Raw genomic sequence first — 18151 nt, 5'->3', positions numbered from 1 at the left:
ATAATTTAGCCTTTAATCTCAGGCTCACAATCTTGTAGTTCAGCCATCTTAATAACCGCCTCATCACCGCCATATCTTCTGACCACGCCAAAGAACTCTTCAACGTCATGGCTCGTTATCTCAAGTGCCGGCTTACCGTCTGCTCTAAATGCAGGATCACCAAACATATCTGTCTTGTGTACGATGTGATACAGCTCATGCTCAACCAATGCAGCAAACTCAGCGTCTGTACAGTCACGGCAATAATTGGCATCTAAAGTGATTAGATAATCCGGTACCGCACCCAATGTGTCTTCAAACCACATTTCTTGACGTGCTTTTTTCCAACCGCCGGCCATCATCATGACCTTTTCGCATTGCCCTAATATCTGCTTACCTTGTTTGATGTACTCACCTTGGGCCCATAAAAAAGATATCTCATGAAACTCATAATCAAGTAGATGCTGATGGTCACGGTTAAACCATTCATGATCAGGATCAAGTATCGTATCGTGTAGCCATTCGTGTATTTCTGGGGCCGCTAAGAACGATGGCATGTCATTCGGTGGTACCGGTCTTGCTAACATGCTCACCTCCAATTAGCGAGTATAAAAAATGCCCTGCACGAGCAAGTGAGGGCAAAAAGGATTATTTACTTAATTCAATCTTATCAACATACCGCCTTGCATCACTATCGCCACGGCACGCCCTATCTCTCAATGTTTTTAGTCTGTGCGCCTTGAGCGCGTCTGTGCTATCTCTATCGTGATAACTGACATAGAGCTGTTTGTTTGTCATAGCATCCCTGCTAAATCGTAGATATAAAAAAGCCCGATATGTGATTTTCCATATCGGGCAAAACGTAGGCAATAAAAAAGGTGACTAGAATTAACCAGCCACCTAATTTAAATATCAAGCTTACCCCTCGTGTGTAATACAAGACCCTACTGTAGGGTATTAATCTGCATTACCACCTAAAGAAGTACCAATGCTTCTAAAAATTGCTATCGGTGTAATACCAAAGGACGTATTAGGACGACCAGCCATGTTTTTCAACTGCTCAACAAAGCTTCTGATTACGCCTTGAAGATCGGAGTCACTTTCAGATTCATATGTGAAATCATCATGTGGCAAGGCATCTAACACTCCTAGCAAATACCATTCGCCAGCCATAAACTCACCATGCTTAAAATTTGTATCATGAGTTGGCGTTGATAGCTCATCCCTATTTAAGGTCATCCATACTTCTTGCACACTATTACTGACCTCAACTAAAAAACGGCTTTGTATCGCAAAAGGAACATTTTTTATAAATGCAATTAAATCCTCTTTAACCTTGGTTATTTCTTTAGCTTGATCACGTTCAGCTTTGTCTTGTGATGTTTTAGCCTCCCTTAGATAGAAGTTCAGAGCTGGCTCTACAATTCCTCTAAGCATATTTACATCTACGATTCCTAACTTTCCTTTCATTAGGACTAACTGACCTAAGTTAGATTCGCTTAACTCTCGATTTATAAACCCCAACTCGTCTAGCTTATCAATCATTTCACGAGGCATTGTGTCAGTAGCATTATAAAAACGCTCGCCACCACTATTTGAGGAGCCTTTTGTTCCAAGCTTTCCACCAGTAACAGTTGGTACGCCTATTGTAGCTTCCATAGCTTTTTCATCAGAAATACCGTGTATTTCTTTATATGATTCAATAGAACCATTGCCGGTTAGCTGAGCATAGAAAGAACTTATCTTTCTATTGTCCAAATAAAAGAAGTCAAAGAGAGATTCTATGATTGGTAATTCTTGTGCCATTCTTTATTTCCTTCTGGTTAGAATCCCTATGGCTATTGTACTTGGCTAAAGATTTATTCAACATATTAAAATAAGTGTTTGTTGCATCCGCCAACACATCTGCAGGATTTAGGTTCTCAGAGGTTTTCTTGTTGTCGCTTTCATTTTTCATAACCTTCTCCTTACCGATGAAAGTATGATGATAGGTAACATACAGACATTTTGAAAAAGCATCTACCTTAACCATAAAGGCATAGATGAAACGCGAATACAAAACCTATAACCCACGCCATTATATTTATATAGTAAAGTATATTAACATGATTATATGTAGAATTTAATTCCTATATTTGTATTCATTTATTTTGCACTTGCTTCTATCTGGCATGTGTTGATTGAAACTGGCAACAAAAAAGGCGCTTAGAATTAACTAAACACCTGATATTTTGGCTTTACTTACAACTTACGCCAGTATAGTAAATATAGCATCAACTGCAATCAAGGGTCAAGCAGTAAAGCTATTTTGGAAATATCGGCAGTCTTTGATGTCAAACTCGCCCATACAGCAAGTTTCACCATAATCAATACCACAATCTGAGTTACTGCACTTTACTTGCTCAGCCTTAATTAAATGGTCTTCTATTTCATCAAGTCGCTGCTTCAATATTAAGCGCTCATAGAGTATTGCATTTTTATCAGCACCTTTAAGCCCTGCTAGGTTCTTGGCTCGTTGCTTGTATTTCTTATGCCGTCTAGCAATCTCGTCCTTACTTGGACCTGACGTTCTTTCTGCTGCTGCCATTAATTCAAAATGTTTATGATCAGCGTCTATCTGTTCCTGTGTTTTATATACCTGCATAATCATTACTCGCTTAATTCTTTGTCGTTTAAGTTAAAACGATAATTAGCCACATCGTTGTTAATAAATCTCATAAGATATTCGATATCATGCAGCATTTTGTCCTGATACTTGGTCCAGATATGGCTGTAGGTGCTCGCTGACATTTCGATGCCACTAAACAATAAACGCCCTTCGACTGAATATAATGGCCATAAATTATATAACTCAAAATGTAATGTCATCCGTGCCATCTTGTAAGCCAGCTCATTAAGCGTGTACTTGCTCTTAGGTGCGCCTCTGTTGTCCTCTACGCAGTATTTAATCATGTTGGCTGCTAAGTGGTTAACCACGTCATTAAACGCCTCTGACCAGTCGTACCGTTCGTTATCGCCCCATACTAAGAGCGAAGCTAACGCCTTACCTGTTTTGCTCTTGATTAATCCAATAGCCGCGGCTTTATCTTCCCAATTTACTTCTGGCGGCAATCCACCTTGGCCAATATCAAATTTTACGGTCTTGGCGCCTAGTCCTTGCTTCAGCCATTCACCGCTGAGCAACTCTAAGCGTGGACTGGTACCGAATCTTTTAGCTAATAGTTTGGTCATTTTGAGTCCTCAATTTAATTCATCAATATACTTTTTTATACTGCGTTATCTGCCATAAACAATCATGGCCGCATCCCTGCTGTGCTCATTCGTTCTGCCTGTCCACTTAGTAATGCGCTTAAACTCTTCCGCTGACTTCTTGAGACCTTTACCCATCGGTTTGACGAATACCGCTTGATAGCCATTCTCTTTGCACCAGTCCTCCCAAATTGCTGCATCGCGCTTAACGCTTCCTGCGCCTTGCAATCTTGCATCAGTGGTTTTGGTCTTGCCGTTGAAGCCAATCCATTTACGTGCATCTTCAATAAATAATTTAGTGGTACCAGGCGGATATTCAGAAACCAATTGCATGGCCTTGGTGATTGTCATGGACTCAACTCGCTGTAGTGAGCCGCCAACTGATATTGCAATGCCCGTCTTGGTTCCTGTATCGATACCGATTTTTGCTATGGTCATCACCTACCCCTTAATAATTTGATTGAAACTGGTTCGGCTCATGGTTTCTTTGCTGCCGTCTGTGTAAGTAATAACTACGGTATCACTCTTAATCCATTCAGTGCCTTGCACCGTCTTTTTGTTGATTATATTTTTCATGTTTAGTACCTATTCGCTAAATTCTGATAACTGACAACAACCGTTGTCGCAACCTCCATATCTTCGTCACAACTACTGCAAGCAATAACAAACTCATCTCCATCAAATCCGCCATACTCAATCCAATCGGTAGTGTCTTGCATCGCATCACAGTTATTACATATAAAATCACTCATACCGCCAATCTCCTCAAACTTGCCAACTGCTCAGTAATCCGCTTGTCTGCTTCACTACCAGGCTTTACCACGGTGCGCTCGTATTCGACCTGATGTGACTGAGGAATAACAAACTTGGCCCCGTTTTGATGCTCTGTGACGACCTGCTCATAAACACTGGTAAACGTCTTCAGGAAGTAATTATCAGCGTTTTTAAGTTTGCCCCAACCAATACGGTTTGCTGTCTCTAACACCACTGCATGGGCCCATTGGCGCTTAACATATCGATCTTCAATCAATCCACACTGGTTGCACGCATTATCAAAGGCTGCTTGTGCTGATGGGTATTCGTTGGTTTGCTGTGTGCGTACCAGTGCCAAAAATTCTTTTGCGTTGCTTGGCATCCAATCTTGATCAAACGATAATTCACTGGCTCTGTTGAATTCAGACTGGGTAATTGCTTTCTTGGTGAGATAACGAGCCCAAACTAAAACCATATCGAAAGACCAATCAAAATCATCATCACGAGTTTTCATCTTGTTTTTAAACCATGCTTTCCACTGCTTAAAAAGCGTTCTCAGTGCTTCCGTTAGCTGATTGCTGGGCGATTGCTGCTTGCTCTGCATAGTAGGCGGCTGCATCTGCATCGAGCTTAGCTGCATAGCCTGCTGTGGTGCTGGTGTCGTACTGTTGATGCTGGTTGTTAGCTGGTTGAGTGTTCGCATTAGTGTTCCCCTGGAATATGTTTGATTTAGGTTGTTTCTTTGCCTTATTTTCTAACCACTGCCTCAATCTATTTTTTCTATTCCTATCACCAAGTAGAGGTTTTCCAGTTAAAGCGTTTTGCTCGAAGTGAGCCTTAAAATCACCAACGTAAATTTGATACTGATCGTCAGTCATCTGAAGTGCTGATCCTGCTCTGACTAATTCTGCTTGCATAGTTTCTTTGCTAGGTGCTTGCCAATCTAAAATTGATTGAGCGTTTTTATTCATCACTGAAATCACGTCGTCGTTTTTTTCGTTTTCGCTTATATATATATATTCTTTATTATTGTCTTTAATGTCTTTATAAGTGTACGGTTCATCCGTACTGGTTTCGGCAAAAGCGGTACGGTTCATCCGTACTGGTTCTTTCACTTCATCCGTACTGGTACGTTTCAAGCGGTACGGTTCATCCGTACTGGTTTTAGTGGCAACAGAGGCTACTTGATACCAAATATCGCACTGCCAATTGATAGAATAACTGGTAGTTTTGCCATTCATTTTTTGCACTTTGATGAGTTTGTTGTCGGTCAATTCTTTGATGTATTTACCGATAGTTTCGCGCCTCTTTGCTCGAGTTTTACGCATAAAGAAAGCATGGGGTATCTGCGCCCACTCTCGCCCTTGCATACCCTCAGTGAAGCGTATAATTGAATTTAAGATGGCAGCAGCCTGTGGACTGATAACATCGCCTGTTATGTCGTCTACCACCGCATTTGGTGTCTTAAACCATTTATCCATCATCACACCTTGCTCATTCATCATAGTCATGTCATACTCCAATTTCTAAGTTAGTAAGTACCAAGCCCCGACCAGTTGCACCTGATCGGGGTTTTTTATTGCCCTAATTCGTAACGGACAACTCTTTGATTTTTCCCTGTGGTACCACTCACCGTGTAACCCAATTCGCGAATCTGTCCAACAATATTGCTCAGGTAAGACTGCGACAATTCGAAGTCATTCACATCGTAAAATCCTTTTTCTAGCAACTGCTCTAAGACCTGCTGGCCTTTTTTTGTGGGCATATCACTGGTTGTCTTAGGCCTGCCAACACTGCGTTTTACATTCTGCTCACCGTCAACTACCCTAGCTTTTGCACTATTCGCTACTCTCAAACCTCTAGGGGGTTTTGGTCGCTTCCATGTAACTGGACTTGCTTCGTTGCATGGCTTAAAACCCATATCTATTAAGACGGCGCGTACCGATGCCTTGTTTCTTATACCGTTAAAGTCGGTATGCTTGACTGAGCCATGAATCGCTTTCTGTGCCACTATTGCTTCAATCTTGCTCCGCAATGGATTGCTTAATGTTTTGCTGTACATATCAACCTCACGCAAAATGAATAAGTGTATAAACAGCGATGGCCGCGCAGGTTATAACAAAAACGACGCTCTTTATGCTGTGCCAAAACTGCTGATTGACCGACTGTTTGCGGTCGTTTTCTTTTTTGATGGTTTTCATGTTCTGAGCCTTTAGTTTCTTTTGCTCTTCTTGAGCGTCGATTGCTAATTCGAGATATGCGCCGTGTTCACTTTTCATAATCCGTTCCTGTTTTGTGCCAAGTTAATGCAACTGTTGCCAGATACGCTGGCGGCACTCTTTTTGCGTCTGTGGCGCCAATCGTGCCGATCTGTTTAGGTTTCCGCTGCATCTGCATCATCTGAGCATGGCGGTCTGCTTCGTCGTTTGCTCTATCGTCTGTAGATTTCATAAAACACCCCTTGGCCGATAAGTGCCTTCTGCGATTTGCGTCTTAGCGTCATCATGAAAGAAGTCGTCAACTTCTTCTAAACGCTGAAAATTGTCTTTGGCCAAACGGAATAAGATGTCAATTTTTGCCGCGTCATAGCACTTCATGTCAGCAGGTACGACCTTTAAGCCGCAAAAAGCAAGCATGTCGCAGAATTGAACAATCTTGCTATCAGGGTTTTTGGCATCCAACCAGCGCCCAACCGTGGTCGTATCTACCCCGATGCAGTCCGCTACATTCGATTGCTTATTTACTGCAACTGATTGCATGATTTGGGATTGCATATTGCGTGACCATGCAGACTGTTCATCTGATAATTGATTTACTGACTTGGTTGTCATGGTTAGGCTTCCTCTGTTAATTGAGCTAGTTTCCGCTGTTCGCGCTCGTACTCCCAATTGATATCGGGGCGTAACTGCTCAGCGGTTACTTGATTGTTAGTCAAATCTTGGATGTCTAGACAGCGTTCTTTAGGTGGACGATTAACATTCCATTTGTAAACGGCCCAGGGGGTAATGTTTAGCGCATAAGCAAGTTGGGCAGGATTTCCCAAAATACCGAATGCTTTTTCTAAAGCTGTTTTTGATGTCATATCTTTTCTCCTATTACTACTTTAAGTAGTAATATACTACTTTTAATAGTGATGACGCAAGGAGATATATGACCTAGAATGTAAATTACTACTAGGGGTAGGAATAAAATGAGTGAATTAGAGATTAAGCATCCTGAGTTTGCAAAAAGACTCACAGATTTAATGAATGCCAAGAGTCTGGATAAGAATGGATTAAGTAGTGAAACAAAAATCAGCTACGAAATGATTCGTAGATACTGTGAGGGCTTTGCTAAACCTAGAAACAAAGGAATGCAAAAAATTAGCGACGCTCTTGGGGTAACAGCGGCTTATCTTGAATATGGCGAGCTTTCAAAAAACAACCCTACCGTCAATGAGCTAAAAGCCAAAATAAGAACCATGCAAAGTGGCGGAAGTACAGAAGCTTTCAACCCTACTGACCCCAAAGACACGCAAAGAGTTTCAATTGATCACGGCATGAATGGAATGTTGCCAGTAATCAGTTGGGTGGCCGCTGGTAGTTTTTGTGACGTTCTGCCTACAACGTTAGATGATGTTCTTGAATGGATCCCTAGGCCTACGCACCTGTCTGATAAGGCGTTTGGATTGATTATCCAGGGACGTAGTATGTGGCCTGAGTTTAAGCCCGATGAGATTATTTACGTTGAGCCAGAGATAACACCATGGGAATTGGTGGATGGCGACTTAATCGTTATTCACTGTAATGACGATAAACAAGCTACGTTTAAGCAGCTTGTGCTTGGTGATGGGCCAGAAGATATGTACTTAAAACCTCTTAACCCCGATTGGCCTGATCAGAAAATAATACCGATGAGCGAGTGCCAATTGGTAGGGATAGTTGATAGTAAGTATGTGCGATATAGAAATCGGAATCAGAGGCGCTTATGAAACCTTACGAATACTACTGGATATGCCACTTTCTAAAGTTTGCCAAGCCAGTCGACACGCTGCCATTGGGATGGTGCGTGTATTCTGAGGCTTTGGATTGGGATTGATACAAGGATGTAGTTATGAATAAATATGTATTATTTAGCGTTTTATTATTTCCCTTTACGTCCTACGCATCTAACTGGGTTGATCTAGGGAAAACTAATGATAACAACTATCAGTCATTTTTGGATTTAGACTCAGTCAGACCTGTACATGTAAGTGTTGCGGGTGACAAGTACGGCTCCGAATACATATCAGCGGTAGTGCAAGGGACATATATAAACAAGCATCCAAACAGAAAAAAGGGAGAGTATTACACTAAAGCGCAACTGTATATAAACTGTAGTCAAAATACCTTCTTCCTAAACAGCCTTATAACCTATGGTTTTAAAGATGAGGTACTGGATTCATGGCGCTCAGGCAAAAGCATTCTTTCATCTGGTGACTTTCAGTACGCATTTCCTGACACCATAGCTGAGGCCAATGTTGAAACGTCTTGTTATGCCGCAGAATATTTAGCTGAATAATACAGTTCGTTGGTTCAATAAAAAGGACTTTGCCCATGCATAAACTACTACTAGCAGCAGCACTATCTATCTTTGCTCTATCAAGCAATAGCGCTGTGACCACAATAGACAACCCCTTTCAAAGCAATACCACCTTAAAACAATCTGTCGAAGTTGATCATCCGCTATTTGCTAAAGGGAAAGGCGGCGCTCAGTGCAAGGGCCTACCGCGCACCTGTGGGCAGATGACTAGTTGTGAGCAGGCTAAGTTAGCATTGAAGTGTGGCAATACTAAGCTGGACCGCGACAAGGACGGCGTACCATGCGAATCAATATGTCCAGGTGGTTAATCATCCTAGCCGCTCTATCCGTAGCTGCATGTACACCGATTGAACAGAAACGTACAGGTGATGGTTATGTGATAGTGCAAGAATTGTTTTGGGGTGCTGATCATAATACGCCCTATCCTTTCACTACCCCGGGAGAAATATCTTGTAACTATCATGTAGAGTTTGGACGTGGAGTATTTTTTAACCCCGTAGGGTTTACTGACGAATCTTATGTTGGTACACCACTTAATAAGGCGGCCGCTAACATACTTAAACTGACAGGTATAACGCCAAACGTGCCTTATAGCATTAAGAAAGGTGCCGATTTGAGTGAGGCTAGAGAGGTTGGGTTGAAAGCGTGCGCTGTCAAGCAATAGATTGGAGTTGGTGTAGATTTTACTTAAGAATGATTAACTTTAGGTAAGCTTCATATATAGATAGCTATGTTTTTGGTTGAAATAATAGAAAATACATCCTGACTATAAATTTAAAATCATTTCTCACTATAGGAGCAAAAAAATGGGAGAAACAGCAAATACATCGAAACTGGCAAATAGAGTTTCAGATGATATTTTCAAATGGCTAAAATGGAGTGAAAAGCCATTGACTGATGTTGACTGGGAGTGTGTAAATGTTGAAAAGCATCAAACACACAAATTTAAAAAACATCCTACAGATATTGTTTTCTACTATACACATCCCTACTCTGGAAAAACAATCTACATAAATACAGATTTAAAAAGTTATAAATCTACAAGTATTACCGAGTCTTCGGTTAGAAACTCTTTGAAAAGCTTAGCTAGGTCCATCGAATGCGCCTTGATTAGCCCAGATTGGCAGGAGAAATTTACCGATCCCAACGATGATTTTGAAGTATCAGGACTTTTATTTACATTCAACTATGATAATCATTATTCAAAAGATTTTCTAAAGATATTGCAAGGTATTCGCTTAGAAACACTAGGTATTCAAGAGGGTCAAGTTGTAGCTGTCTTTGGTCCAGAAACTATAAACTACTTAATAAACTTAGTTAATGACTTAAGACTTGTAGTACAGGATAACGAGCAGTTGGGCCCTAATTCTTATAATTTCTTTTATCCTCAACTGGTAATGAATAAAAAGCACTCATTAGATAATTATGCTGCAACTACAGAAGCAATTCTTTCACCTTATTTAATAGTTGAGTTTAAAGAAATCTGTAAAAAACAATACGTTATATATTACAAAGAAAGTGGCGATACAGTAGATGAATTCATTTATCTTATTGATATTTTATCGAACTATCAGATTTTAGATACAAAAAACAGTATAGAAGTAGTGCTATATAATACAGAATGTAGCAATATATTAATTCACTTTGAAAGTGCAAAGAGACAATATGCAAAGGCTTGGGGTTTAAGCCTAGAGGATAGTAATTTCAAGAATCTTACTGCAAGATTGATAAGTAGAATACAACATACTTACAATCCTTTGAATGAAGGTATGCAAAATGAATAGAATCAAAAAAAGCTTATTTTTTAAAGATGATAAAGACGTTTATGACGCGCTTGTACAAAAAACTCCAAGTAAAAAAATATTGCTTAATCATTTGAAAAATAAAGGTCTACTCCTTTCAGAAGCTGAAGATAAAAACGAAATTGCTGAATATATCTCGCCATTTTTCACAGGGTTTTTTGATCAAAAATTCATAGTAGACGCTAACAATGATACTAAATCAAATAAGAAATTTACTTCTGTTAGTCTAGATGTTGACTATGATTATTCTGAATTTAAAAAAATATGTGACTCTATAAAAAAGCAGGAAGATGGACTTATAATTCAGAAGCATGGAGATAACATTAAGATAACCCAATCTTATACAAAACCAGACTACTCTAAAAATGTTTTATCACAAAATACACCAAGAATGGTAGAAATAGAAATTGAGAAAAATTCGGATGGTACAGTTTTAGTACGTTCAAATAACGATGAACAGGCAACTAATATAGTATCGAAAATAAAAAAATGCGTTAAGGAAAAACATGCTGAAGAATACAGTGAATTCAATATTTCATTTTCCGCCTTAACTAGCCCAATAGCTCGAACTGAGTTTTTCTCTAATCTAATAAAAAGCATAAAGGGTTATAGGCTGACTAATGTTAAAATGGTAGCTGTTAGTAAAGAAAGTCGATCCATGGTAAGCGATGAAGATGCTGACACCAAGCTAGGTTACATTAGAAAAGCTGTCCTAAATGGAGGTTCTGTTAACTCCTCAGAGGAGTTCTTGAGACTAGTTGAATCAGGTTTTTATGTGACCAAAATTGAATGGACGATTGAGTCAGATATGCATAGTGGCGATAAAATCGATTTATATGCTGAATTTAAAAATATAGAAGATTGTTCAGATTTTATATACTCATTACAAAGAGTTTATAAGAGAAAGGATAATGGTGATTTCTTATCTAATGGATCTTCTCCTTCAGATATTGAGAATTCAGTTATGTTGCCAAAAATAGAGTTAGCTGCCAAGATTTCATATGAGTCTATATTGTCTGAATATGGCGAGCTAAATGTTACTGCCGAGATAACTAATGAAAACAATAAGATGGTTTAAAATAAAGCTACCAATAGATGCAGAGAGCCTATCGAAAACATTTTTAGACAATCCTTTCTCTGAAGAAGCAGGTGAAGGCTTCATTATAAAAAAATCTACACGTTCTGAAATAATCGGTTCATTTGTTAAGACTAAAAAATTTATAAAAAAGGTTGAGAGTCCTAGAGGTGAGATCAGTACTATTTCAGGAATCGAATATTTTACTATTGAATTTAGGTTTATGTTGAATAATGTTAATTTATTAGAAATATACTCTAAGCCTAGGACTCTTTTACCATTTATAAATAAAATAACTCAAGAAGTAGGCATCGGTTTTTCCATTACAGAAATAGATATTGATATTTTTAATTTTTTATCTGTACTGGAAATAGAGTTCGGTGATATGCATATCGAAAAAATAGTTATAGAAAACATTAATATCAATAACTATGCCCTTGGGCAATTAACTATAGTTAGTGATAAAGACGCTAGAGAAAGTATAAAAAATTACTTATTAGATGGTAGGGATTATACAGTAAAATCAATAAAAGCTCGCTTGACTACTCAAGAGTTTAAAGGTGGTCTAATTGAAATAAACAGAAACTCTAGGATTACTATCAACGATCTACCTTATAAATTATTTAGTAAGCGTTACTTACAGATATATTTAGAATTTATAGGTTGCGCTTAATTATTAATAGATATTTTGATGTTTACTCCATCATTTAACTCACCTTGAGTGGGTTTTATATTGCCTATAGATTTACCAAACCCTAACCATTGCACACCTTCTTAGACTGACTAATCTTGCCATTCTTACAAACGAACTTACCATCTTTACAGTGCGATACACCGCCCATGCTCTTGGAGCAAGGATAGTTGCGAGCATTCGCTTCCATCACTGGCGCCATCATAAACATAGAGATAAGAAGTGCTGACCAAATCTTCATAGGCTACTACCTTAATAATTGAGTAGAGTAAATTTAACGATAGCACCAGGCACTACTTTTATCAATCACTATCTAACCCGCCTAGAGCGGGTTTTTTTGCACCAGTAAAACCTTGAATTAAAAAGCATTACTACTTTAAGTAGCAATTTATCCTATTTTTAGTTGCAATATACTACTTTCGGTAGTAATATTAATTTACTGGCTAGCAAAGAGTTAGCTGAAGTACCAAATTTTTGACAACAAAAAGCCCCTTCTCGACTGGACATCAAAAGGGGCTTACTCAACAAGGAGTAAAAAGATTATGGCACAAGACAATGTATTAAACAATATTTTTGGCAACCCAAGTCTTTGGGAGCAAATGAGAGCAATCGAAGCTCTCCGCCTAAAGCGTATCGAACAAGAACGCGAAGCGCAGAAGTTTTTACCAAATTGCGCGCGCTGCAAAACTTCAAAAGTCTATAAGTCAGGCGCAAACCTCTGCTTGTCATGCAGCTATTGCTAAGGAGTTCATCATGAAAACTTGGGAATTAACCTACGTTATAGACGGCTCTCATATTAGCGAGTGCATTAAGGGAGCAACCAAGATGGCCGCTCGCAGCGTGATAGTTCAGCGCTATAAGCGTCAGATAGATTTTAAGTCAGTCGTCGAGGTGGCTCATGGATAAGCTGATTATTGTCGCATTAATCAGCATTGGGGGCGCGGCATGTACCGCGCTACCTAATGCCCAAGACCGAGCCGACCAAGCGCAAGACGCCATGATTGCTGAGCATAAACTATCAATAGCAGACAGCGACGCAGCTAAAGAGCAAGCAGCTATTGACTACTACCAATCTGAGCAGTATCGCCAAGCAAGACATGCCAACCAATTTATCGCAACAGCATACGGGAGAAAGTAACCATGGGAACCGCAATCAAGTTTGAAAAATACGAAGACATTAACGCAATCAAGACAAGCGGTCTTTGCCGTGAGGATTGGCTGACTTTACGTCAATCAGGTATCGGCGGTAGCGACATAGCAGCCATCATCGGCGTATCGCCCTACGCCACCGCTTATGACGTGTATCAGTCTAAAACGCAGCCGCTACCTGAAGAAGATATGAGCGAATTTGCGTACTGGGGCACAGTATTAGAGGACACGGTAGCACGTGAGTTTTCTAAGCGCAGTGGCCTGAAGATTCAAAACGTTAACTTCTTAATGCGTCATCCTGAACATCGTTGGGCCATCGCTAACATTGATCGCGCTGTCGTTAATAGTCACGTCAAAGGCTGGGGCAATGTCCGCTTTAAAAATGGACGCCTGACGACCAATGAGATTGTCGAGATTAAGACTGCATCTGAGTATGTCGGTAAAAATTGGGGCAACGAGGATAGCGATGAAGTGCCTGACCAGTATCAGTGCCAAGCTCAGTGGTACATGGGCGTGACTGGTGTTGAAGTCTGCCACATGGCTGTACTAATCGGTGGCAACAAATACCGCCAGTACAAGATTGAGCGTCATCAAGACTTCATCGATTACTTGTTTGAAGCAGCCGAAAGCTTCTGGAATGACAACGTACTAGCAGGTGTTGAGCCTGACGCCACGACCTTGCAAAACGCCAAGGATAAGTACCCACGCCACAATCCTGATACGACGCTTGATGTTGAGCCGGATAGCGAAACCGCCAAAGTCTTTGAGCATTACGAGTCATTAAAGGCGCAAGAGAAAGAAATTAAGGCTTCGCTCGAGCTCGCCCAGACCGACCTGATTTGTCAAATACAAGACAACGAGGCATTGGCAATCGATGGTGAGGTGGTCGCTACTTACAAGACGCAAGTGAGCAACCGCTTTAATAGCAGCCAATTTAAAAAAGACATGCCAGAGCTTGCTGAGAAGTACAACAAGCAAAGCGAAAGCCGTGTAATGAGAGTTAAGTGATGAAAATTCATGAGACTACTATTGTTGGTATAGCTGAACTGATTGCTACTAAAGAAAAGATAATAGAAAAAATGAGAGCTGATCAGGCTCTAATTAAGACTGCAGATATCAGAGATATCATCGTCAAAATAGATAACAGCCTAGATAGCAGTTACCTTTTTGACAACCCTCAGGACTCAAGCGGCCTGGTTGATGCAGCTTTAGAACATAAATTACCTTGGATTATTGATCATGTTTACGATCATGCAATCCAAAAATTGGAATCTAAAATCGAAAGCAACATCCAGCAACTAAAACTCGACTTAACCAGTGACACTAAAAATAAGGAATAACACCATGGACAATCAAGAAATCGCAGTAATGGAAGATCAGCAATACTCACCACAGCAAATCACGCTTGATGACAACCTGTTCAACAAGTGCAATCGCTTAGCTGAAATGATGGCTAAAGGCGCTTGCACTGTGCCAAAGCATCTACAAGGTAACGTCGGTGATTGTTTTGCAATTATTGGCCAATCACTACGCTGGGGAATGGACCCATACGCAGTAGCTCAAAAGACACATTTAGTTAATGGCACATTGGGCTATGAGGCACAGCTTGTTATCGCTGTAATTAACAACCGCGCACCTATCGTTGATCGTATCAAGTTTGAATACTTTGGTGATTGGTCGAAGGTTAAAGGCAAAGACGACAAATCTACTGACATTGGCGTCATCTGCCGCGCTACGTTTAAAGGTGACGATGAGGCAACCGAGTTATCACTGACTATGGCACAAGTTGGTCATGTTCGTAACTCGCCATTATGGGCTGCTGATCCACGCCAACAGCTTGCATACCTAGCAGCCAAGCGTTTTAGCCGTCTGCATTGCCCTGATGTAATCTTAGGTGTTTATACACCTGATGAACTGGCTGACCGTGGTAATAACGAAGTGCCTCGCAATGTCACACCAAGTGCTAAAAATGCCGGTGCATCCGCCCTACTTAATCGCGTCAAAAAGCAGCCAACCGCTGAAGCACCAGTGATTGAGTATTACGACACAAGCGAACTACTAAGCACGATTGAGCAAATCACCAATGTTAAGCAGATTAAACCAATCGGAGAAGAGATTGCGGCGATGGTTAACAATGCAGCTATCAATATCAAAGATGAAGATGTTAATGAGCTACGCCAGGCATTAGCTGATCAGAAACAGTCAATCATTCTGGCTGATGAATACGACAATATTATGAAGCACGTCAAAGCTTGCGAGTCATTAGATGATGTTGAGCGTATGAAAGGTTTGATTAGCGATAAGCAGCAAGACTTCGACGAAGGTGATATCAAGATGCTCAACGATACGCTGGATGTTGTTGCTGAAGAAATTGGTGCCAAAGGTTAATACCAGTCAACCATCAATCGTTTGAACAAACCTGTATCAGCTAGTTGGTGAGGTGATGGCTCATAAAATGCGTGTCCGAGCACGGGCGCACCAAGGCGACGACGCAGGGGTAGCTTGAGAGGATAGCTACTTGTTCAAACACCCTATTCATACTGCAAGCGAGGCAAACATGCCAAAAGTAAATAACAGCGGCGAAGTAACTCAGCAGAAGTTAAGTAAGTTAATCTCAGAAGTAAACTTGTTTTTGTGGGACTTACGAGGCGAGTTAATCGCGATAAAGGGAAAACCTAGCGAATACGCGCCGCCTATCGACTTCCTAAAAGAAGCGCACCAAACAGCGGCTTTACAGCCTAAAGTACACGGCTTGATGGGCGTTCATTTAATGATAATGATGATAAAGCATGGCGAAAAGAACAAAGCCAATAACGAAAAACTAGACAAAATGGTTTGGGAAATTGGTGACTTTCTAGTCAAGCTGATGACAGACGTTTAAGGAATGATCATGAAATACACCGAAGAAGAAATGGAAGCTCTAGCCGCTGAGCTGCTAGAAATTGATTTGGGATTGCCGCAAGTTTGTCCGACTTGTGGCCATGAGTTGGAGGGTTGATTGTGAGTGATTTTGAAAATGAAGTTAAGGTTTTAGGTTTCACTAAGACAGGCTCTATTTGTTCTGCAACCGTAATAATCAATGTTGAGATTGATGTAATGGTTGGCTTTTCAGGTAAGAGCGAGATTGCAGCTAAAGACGCATTACTATCTGAAGCATTTAATCAGCTACGTACCGATGTGTTAGGTGAAGATTATGAGTGATATTAAATTAAAGCGTGGCGACTTGCACCCACTAGAGGTTTGGGGTTGGAATTGTCCGAAGTGCGAATATTGGAATGAAACAGATCGCGACCCTGATAGCTGCCTTACCGAGCAATACGATTGCGATGGGTGCTTTCAAGAATTTGAATGGAATAGCGAGGTGACAGATGATTGAACAAAACGAACAAATCGAGGGATTGAACCCAGATGGGTTTACCACAATGGCTAATGTTGCAAAATTGTACGATGTAAGCACATCGACTTTACGACGATATTGGACAGATGGAAAGTTTCCAGAGCCAATATTATTATTTAGTAAGAATTATTTTAAGAATAGTGACTTGCTGGAATTTAACGAGACTTTAAATAATGAACCCGCTTAATGCGGGTTTTTTTATGTCTAAAATAAAGCGAGTGGTAATCAAAGAGGTAATCAAAATCTAGTTTTTTAGGCTTAATTCTATATAAATCAAGGAATTACAGGCAAAAAAAGCGACTCCATCAGCACATCCTCGGCACACATCATAACTATTACCGTTGCTACCTTCCGGTCCTGGCGGGATTCATAGAACAATGTTGCGAGGCTACCAATGGAGCCACCAGATGCAGATTATACAAGAATTTTTTATTATTACAACCCCCATCACAAAACTGTTTGCTTTATGAGATAAATAAGCCTGTGGCTTATCGCTATAAATAATCTCACAATCCAATCTAAGCTCTCATTTAATTGACAAAATTCTCACAGCAAATTATTGAATTTTTGCTATTTTAGTCAGAGCATGTTGACCAAAATGAATACAAACAACGCTGATGTAAACATGTGCTCTATAACGATACAAATTACAAATATTATGACCATTTACTAGGAGATTACTATGAAAAAAGTCTTGATGAACAAAGCCGCACTTGTTACGAGCGTGGCAGCATTATTAACCGCGATGATGGGAAGCGCTCATGCAGAACCAACAGGCTACGATCAGCTGACTTTTCAGGCAGAAGTAAAAGAAGAAATCCAAAACGATGAAGTTCGCGCCAGTATGTACAAAAAGGCGCAAGCAAGCAATGCCAAAGCACTGGCCACTACGCTTAATACCTCTATCAACAATGCCATGAAAATTGCCAAACGCTACCCAACTGTCACGGTGAGCACAGGTCAGCAGCGCACCTACCCGCGTTATGATAAAAGTGACAAAATCATTGGCTGGACAGGACAAGCTAGCATAGACCTAAAAAGTACAGATTTTGCGGCGACCAGTCAGCTGATTGCTGATTTGCAAGAAACTTTGGTGATGGAAAATCTAAATTTCGGCGTATCTGATGCTAAAAAAGAGGCGCTTGAGCAAAAGCTTATGACCGATGCTTCCCGCGCTTTTCAGAAACAAGCAAAAAACTTAACTCGTGCTTGGGATGCACGCGGCTATCGCGTCGTCAATGTAAATTTGAATACAGGTAACAATTATCCGCAGCCTATCTATAGAGCGATGAATATGAAAGCTGAAGCAGCAGATGCCTCAGTGCCTAGCCAGAACTTTGAATCAGGCAACAGCACCATTTCAGTGACAGCTAATGGTACGATTGAGTTAACGAAATAAACGTAGAGGTAATGGGTTAAACAATAGATATTATTACTAACTCCTACAAATGAGGGCAGTCGCTGTATTTAGTGGCTGCCCTTATTTGTAGGAGTTA

Annotated in this window: 33 protein-coding genes and 1 other RNA gene; 18 read left to right on the top strand and 16 right to left on the bottom strand. The window is 40.4% G+C overall.

The features are described from left to right. Window positions 1-5 precede the first annotated feature (5 nt). The 14 genes from B4K26_RS08425 to B4K26_RS08360 all read right to left on the bottom strand — a co-directional run bounded on the left by B4K26_RS08425 (window position 6) and on the right by B4K26_RS08360 (window position 7063). On the bottom strand, window positions 6-566 hold the full coding sequence (locus B4K26_RS08425) for a putative metallopeptidase (protein ID WP_296244793.1): 561 nt from the start codon (window positions 564-566) through the stop codon (window positions 6-8). Window positions 567-936: 370 nt separating this feature from the next. Further along, window positions 937-1785 (bottom strand): DUF6414 family protein, encoded by an 849-nt coding sequence (locus B4K26_RS08420; RefSeq protein ID WP_296244792.1) that lies wholly within the window; start codon window positions 1783-1785, stop codon window positions 937-939. Beyond that, the gene (locus B4K26_RS08415; protein WP_296244791.1) at window positions 1748-1936 is read right to left on the bottom strand and encodes a hypothetical protein; all 189 of its coding nucleotides are present in this window, start codon (window positions 1934-1936) and stop codon (window positions 1748-1750) included. The genes B4K26_RS08420 and B4K26_RS08415 overlap by 38 nt, the downstream gene beginning before the upstream one ends. Window positions 1937-2269: 333 nt before the next feature. Next, window positions 2270-2623, bottom strand: a complete 354-nt coding sequence (locus B4K26_RS08410) for a hypothetical protein (protein WP_296244790.1) — start codon at window positions 2621-2623, stop codon at window positions 2270-2272. A 5-nt stretch (window positions 2624-2628) separates the two neighbouring features. Further along, entirely contained in the window at window positions 2629-3210 is a 582-nt protein-coding gene (locus B4K26_RS08405) for a hypothetical protein (RefSeq protein WP_296244789.1), read from the bottom strand. A 45-nt stretch (window positions 3211-3255) separates the two neighbouring features. Further along, complete coding sequence (locus B4K26_RS08400; RefSeq protein ID WP_296244788.1) at window positions 3256-3666, bottom strand: hypothetical protein; 411 nt, start codon at window positions 3664-3666, stop codon at window positions 3256-3258. A gap of 140 nt (window positions 3667-3806) precedes the next feature. Further along, the gene (locus tag B4K26_RS08395; protein ID WP_296244787.1) at window positions 3807-3980 is read right to left on the bottom strand and encodes a hypothetical protein; all 174 of its coding nucleotides are present in this window, start codon (window positions 3978-3980) and stop codon (window positions 3807-3809) included. Beyond that, a complete protein-coding gene (locus B4K26_RS08390) occupies window positions 3977-4600 on the bottom strand; it encodes a hypothetical protein (protein ID WP_296244786.1) in 624 nt (207 codons plus the stop codon). The genes B4K26_RS08395 and B4K26_RS08390 overlap by 4 nt, the downstream gene beginning before the upstream one ends. Next, window positions 4524-5492, bottom strand: a complete 969-nt coding sequence (locus tag B4K26_RS08385) for a hypothetical protein (RefSeq protein WP_296244785.1) — start codon at window positions 5490-5492, stop codon at window positions 4524-4526. The genes B4K26_RS08390 and B4K26_RS08385 overlap by 77 nt, the downstream gene beginning before the upstream one ends. Before the next feature lie 65 nt (window positions 5493-5557). Then, entirely contained in the window at window positions 5558-6043 is a 486-nt protein-coding gene (locus B4K26_RS08380) for a hypothetical protein (RefSeq protein ID WP_296244783.1), read from the bottom strand. Window positions 6044-6050: 7 nt separating this feature from the next. Continuing rightward, on the bottom strand, window positions 6051-6260 hold the full coding sequence (locus tag B4K26_RS08375) for a hypothetical protein (protein WP_296244782.1): 210 nt from the start codon (window positions 6258-6260) through the stop codon (window positions 6051-6053). Then, a complete protein-coding gene (locus B4K26_RS08370) occupies window positions 6250-6432 on the bottom strand; it encodes a hypothetical protein (protein WP_296244781.1) in 183 nt (60 codons plus the stop codon). The genes B4K26_RS08375 and B4K26_RS08370 overlap by 11 nt, the downstream gene beginning before the upstream one ends. Further along, window positions 6429-6812, bottom strand: a complete 384-nt coding sequence (locus tag B4K26_RS08365) for a hypothetical protein (protein WP_296244780.1) — start codon at window positions 6810-6812, stop codon at window positions 6429-6431. The genes B4K26_RS08370 and B4K26_RS08365 overlap by 4 nt, the downstream gene beginning before the upstream one ends. A gap of 2 nt (window positions 6813-6814) precedes the next feature. Then, window positions 6815-7063: a transcriptional regulator gene (locus tag B4K26_RS08360; protein ID WP_296244779.1), complete on the bottom strand. Its 249-nt coding sequence runs from the start codon at window positions 7061-7063 to the stop codon at window positions 6815-6817. A gap of 108 nt (window positions 7064-7171) precedes the next feature. On the opposite strand from B4K26_RS08360, the gene B4K26_RS08355 reads away from it, so the two are divergent. From B4K26_RS08355 to B4K26_RS08325, 7 genes are all read left to right on the top strand, one after another. After that, window positions 7172-7951, top strand: coding sequence for a LexA family transcriptional regulator (locus B4K26_RS08355; protein ID WP_296244778.1), 780 nt, complete (start codon window positions 7172-7174; stop codon window positions 7949-7951). Window positions 7952-8073: 122 nt separating this feature from the next. Then, window positions 8074-8520 (top strand): hypothetical protein, encoded by a 447-nt coding sequence (locus B4K26_RS08350; protein WP_296244777.1) that lies wholly within the window; start codon window positions 8074-8076, stop codon window positions 8518-8520. 35 nt (window positions 8521-8555) lie between these two features. Continuing rightward, on the top strand, window positions 8556-8849 hold the full coding sequence (locus tag B4K26_RS08345) for an excalibur calcium-binding domain-containing protein (protein WP_296244776.1): 294 nt from the start codon (window positions 8556-8558) through the stop codon (window positions 8847-8849). Continuing rightward, the gene (locus tag B4K26_RS08340; protein ID WP_296244775.1) at window positions 8834-9205 is read left to right on the top strand and encodes a hypothetical protein; all 372 of its coding nucleotides are present in this window, start codon (window positions 8834-8836) and stop codon (window positions 9203-9205) included. The genes B4K26_RS08345 and B4K26_RS08340 overlap by 16 nt, the downstream gene beginning before the upstream one ends. Before the next feature lie 142 nt (window positions 9206-9347). Then, window positions 9348-10325, top strand: coding sequence for a hypothetical protein (locus tag B4K26_RS08335; protein WP_296244774.1), 978 nt, complete (start codon window positions 9348-9350; stop codon window positions 10323-10325). Then, window positions 10318-11421: a hypothetical protein gene (locus tag B4K26_RS08330; RefSeq protein ID WP_296244773.1), complete on the top strand. Its 1104-nt coding sequence runs from the start codon at window positions 10318-10320 to the stop codon at window positions 11419-11421. The genes B4K26_RS08335 and B4K26_RS08330 overlap by 8 nt, the downstream gene beginning before the upstream one ends. Next, on the top strand, window positions 11399-12091 hold the full coding sequence (locus B4K26_RS08325) for a hypothetical protein (protein ID WP_296244772.1): 693 nt from the start codon (window positions 11399-11401) through the stop codon (window positions 12089-12091). The genes B4K26_RS08330 and B4K26_RS08325 overlap by 23 nt, the downstream gene beginning before the upstream one ends. Window positions 12092-12173: 82 nt before the next feature. Here the strand turns inward: B4K26_RS08325 and B4K26_RS08320 are convergent, their stop codons facing one another. Next, complete coding sequence (locus B4K26_RS08320) at window positions 12174-12350, bottom strand: hypothetical protein (RefSeq protein ID WP_296244905.1); 177 nt, start codon at window positions 12348-12350, stop codon at window positions 12174-12176. 301 nt (window positions 12351-12651) lie between these two features. Between B4K26_RS08320 and B4K26_RS08315 the strand changes: the two genes are divergently transcribed. From B4K26_RS08315 to B4K26_RS08270, 10 genes are all read left to right on the top strand, one after another. Further along, a complete protein-coding gene (locus B4K26_RS08315; RefSeq protein WP_296244771.1) occupies window positions 12652-12852 on the top strand; it encodes a hypothetical protein in 201 nt (66 codons plus the stop codon). Window positions 12853-12862: 10 nt separating this feature from the next. Then, on the top strand, window positions 12863-13015 hold the full coding sequence (locus tag B4K26_RS08310) for a hypothetical protein (RefSeq protein WP_296244770.1): 153 nt from the start codon (window positions 12863-12865) through the stop codon (window positions 13013-13015). Next, window positions 13008-13247: a hypothetical protein gene (locus tag B4K26_RS08305; RefSeq protein ID WP_296244769.1), complete on the top strand. Its 240-nt coding sequence runs from the start codon at window positions 13008-13010 to the stop codon at window positions 13245-13247. The genes B4K26_RS08310 and B4K26_RS08305 overlap by 8 nt, the downstream gene beginning before the upstream one ends. A 2-nt stretch (window positions 13248-13249) precedes the next feature. Continuing rightward, window positions 13250-14266: a YqaJ viral recombinase family protein gene (locus B4K26_RS08300; RefSeq protein WP_296244768.1), complete on the top strand. Its 1017-nt coding sequence runs from the start codon at window positions 13250-13252 to the stop codon at window positions 14264-14266. Continuing rightward, entirely contained in the window at window positions 14266-14598 is a 333-nt protein-coding gene (locus B4K26_RS08295) for a hypothetical protein (RefSeq protein ID WP_181210019.1), read from the top strand. The genes B4K26_RS08300 and B4K26_RS08295 overlap by 1 nt, the downstream gene beginning before the upstream one ends. 4 nt (window positions 14599-14602) lie before the next feature. Continuing rightward, a complete protein-coding gene (locus B4K26_RS08290) occupies window positions 14603-15646 on the top strand; it encodes a RecT family recombinase (protein WP_296244767.1) in 1044 nt (347 codons plus the stop codon). A 130-nt stretch (window positions 15647-15776) separates the two neighbouring features. After that, the gene (locus B4K26_RS08285; protein WP_296244766.1) at window positions 15777-16139 is read left to right on the top strand and encodes a hypothetical protein; all 363 of its coding nucleotides are present in this window, start codon (window positions 15777-15779) and stop codon (window positions 16137-16139) included. Between the two features lie 119 nt (window positions 16140-16258). Further along, window positions 16259-16459, top strand: coding sequence for a hypothetical protein (locus tag B4K26_RS08280; protein WP_296244765.1), 201 nt, complete (start codon window positions 16259-16261; stop codon window positions 16457-16459). Then, window positions 16452-16634 (top strand): hypothetical protein, encoded by a 183-nt coding sequence (locus tag B4K26_RS08275; RefSeq protein ID WP_296244764.1) that lies wholly within the window; start codon window positions 16452-16454, stop codon window positions 16632-16634. Before B4K26_RS08280 ends, B4K26_RS08275 begins: the two co-directional genes overlap by 8 nt. Beyond that, a complete protein-coding gene (locus tag B4K26_RS08270; RefSeq protein ID WP_296244763.1) occupies window positions 16627-16842 on the top strand; it encodes a helix-turn-helix transcriptional regulator in 216 nt (71 codons plus the stop codon). Before B4K26_RS08275 ends, B4K26_RS08270 begins: the two co-directional genes overlap by 8 nt. A 113-nt stretch (window positions 16843-16955) precedes the next feature. Here the strand turns inward: B4K26_RS08270 and ffs are convergent. Beyond that, window positions 16956-17052, bottom strand: an RNA gene (gene ffs, locus B4K26_RS08265) — signal recognition particle sRNA small type. A gap of 285 nt (window positions 17053-17337) precedes the next feature. Here ffs and B4K26_RS08260 point away from each other — a divergent pair. After that, a complete protein-coding gene (locus B4K26_RS08260; RefSeq protein WP_296244762.1) occupies window positions 17338-18054 on the top strand; it encodes an SIMPL domain-containing protein in 717 nt (238 codons plus the stop codon). Window positions 18055-18151: the final 97 nt, after the last annotated feature.

The organism is Psychrobacter sp. UBA6766 (genome assembly GCF_002453355.1).
In the GTDB taxonomy this organism is placed as follows: domain Bacteria; phylum Pseudomonadota; class Gammaproteobacteria; order Pseudomonadales; family Moraxellaceae; genus Psychrobacter.
The sequence above is the reverse complement of the archived record's forward strand: the minus strand, read 5'-3'. Positions and strand labels throughout refer to the sequence as shown.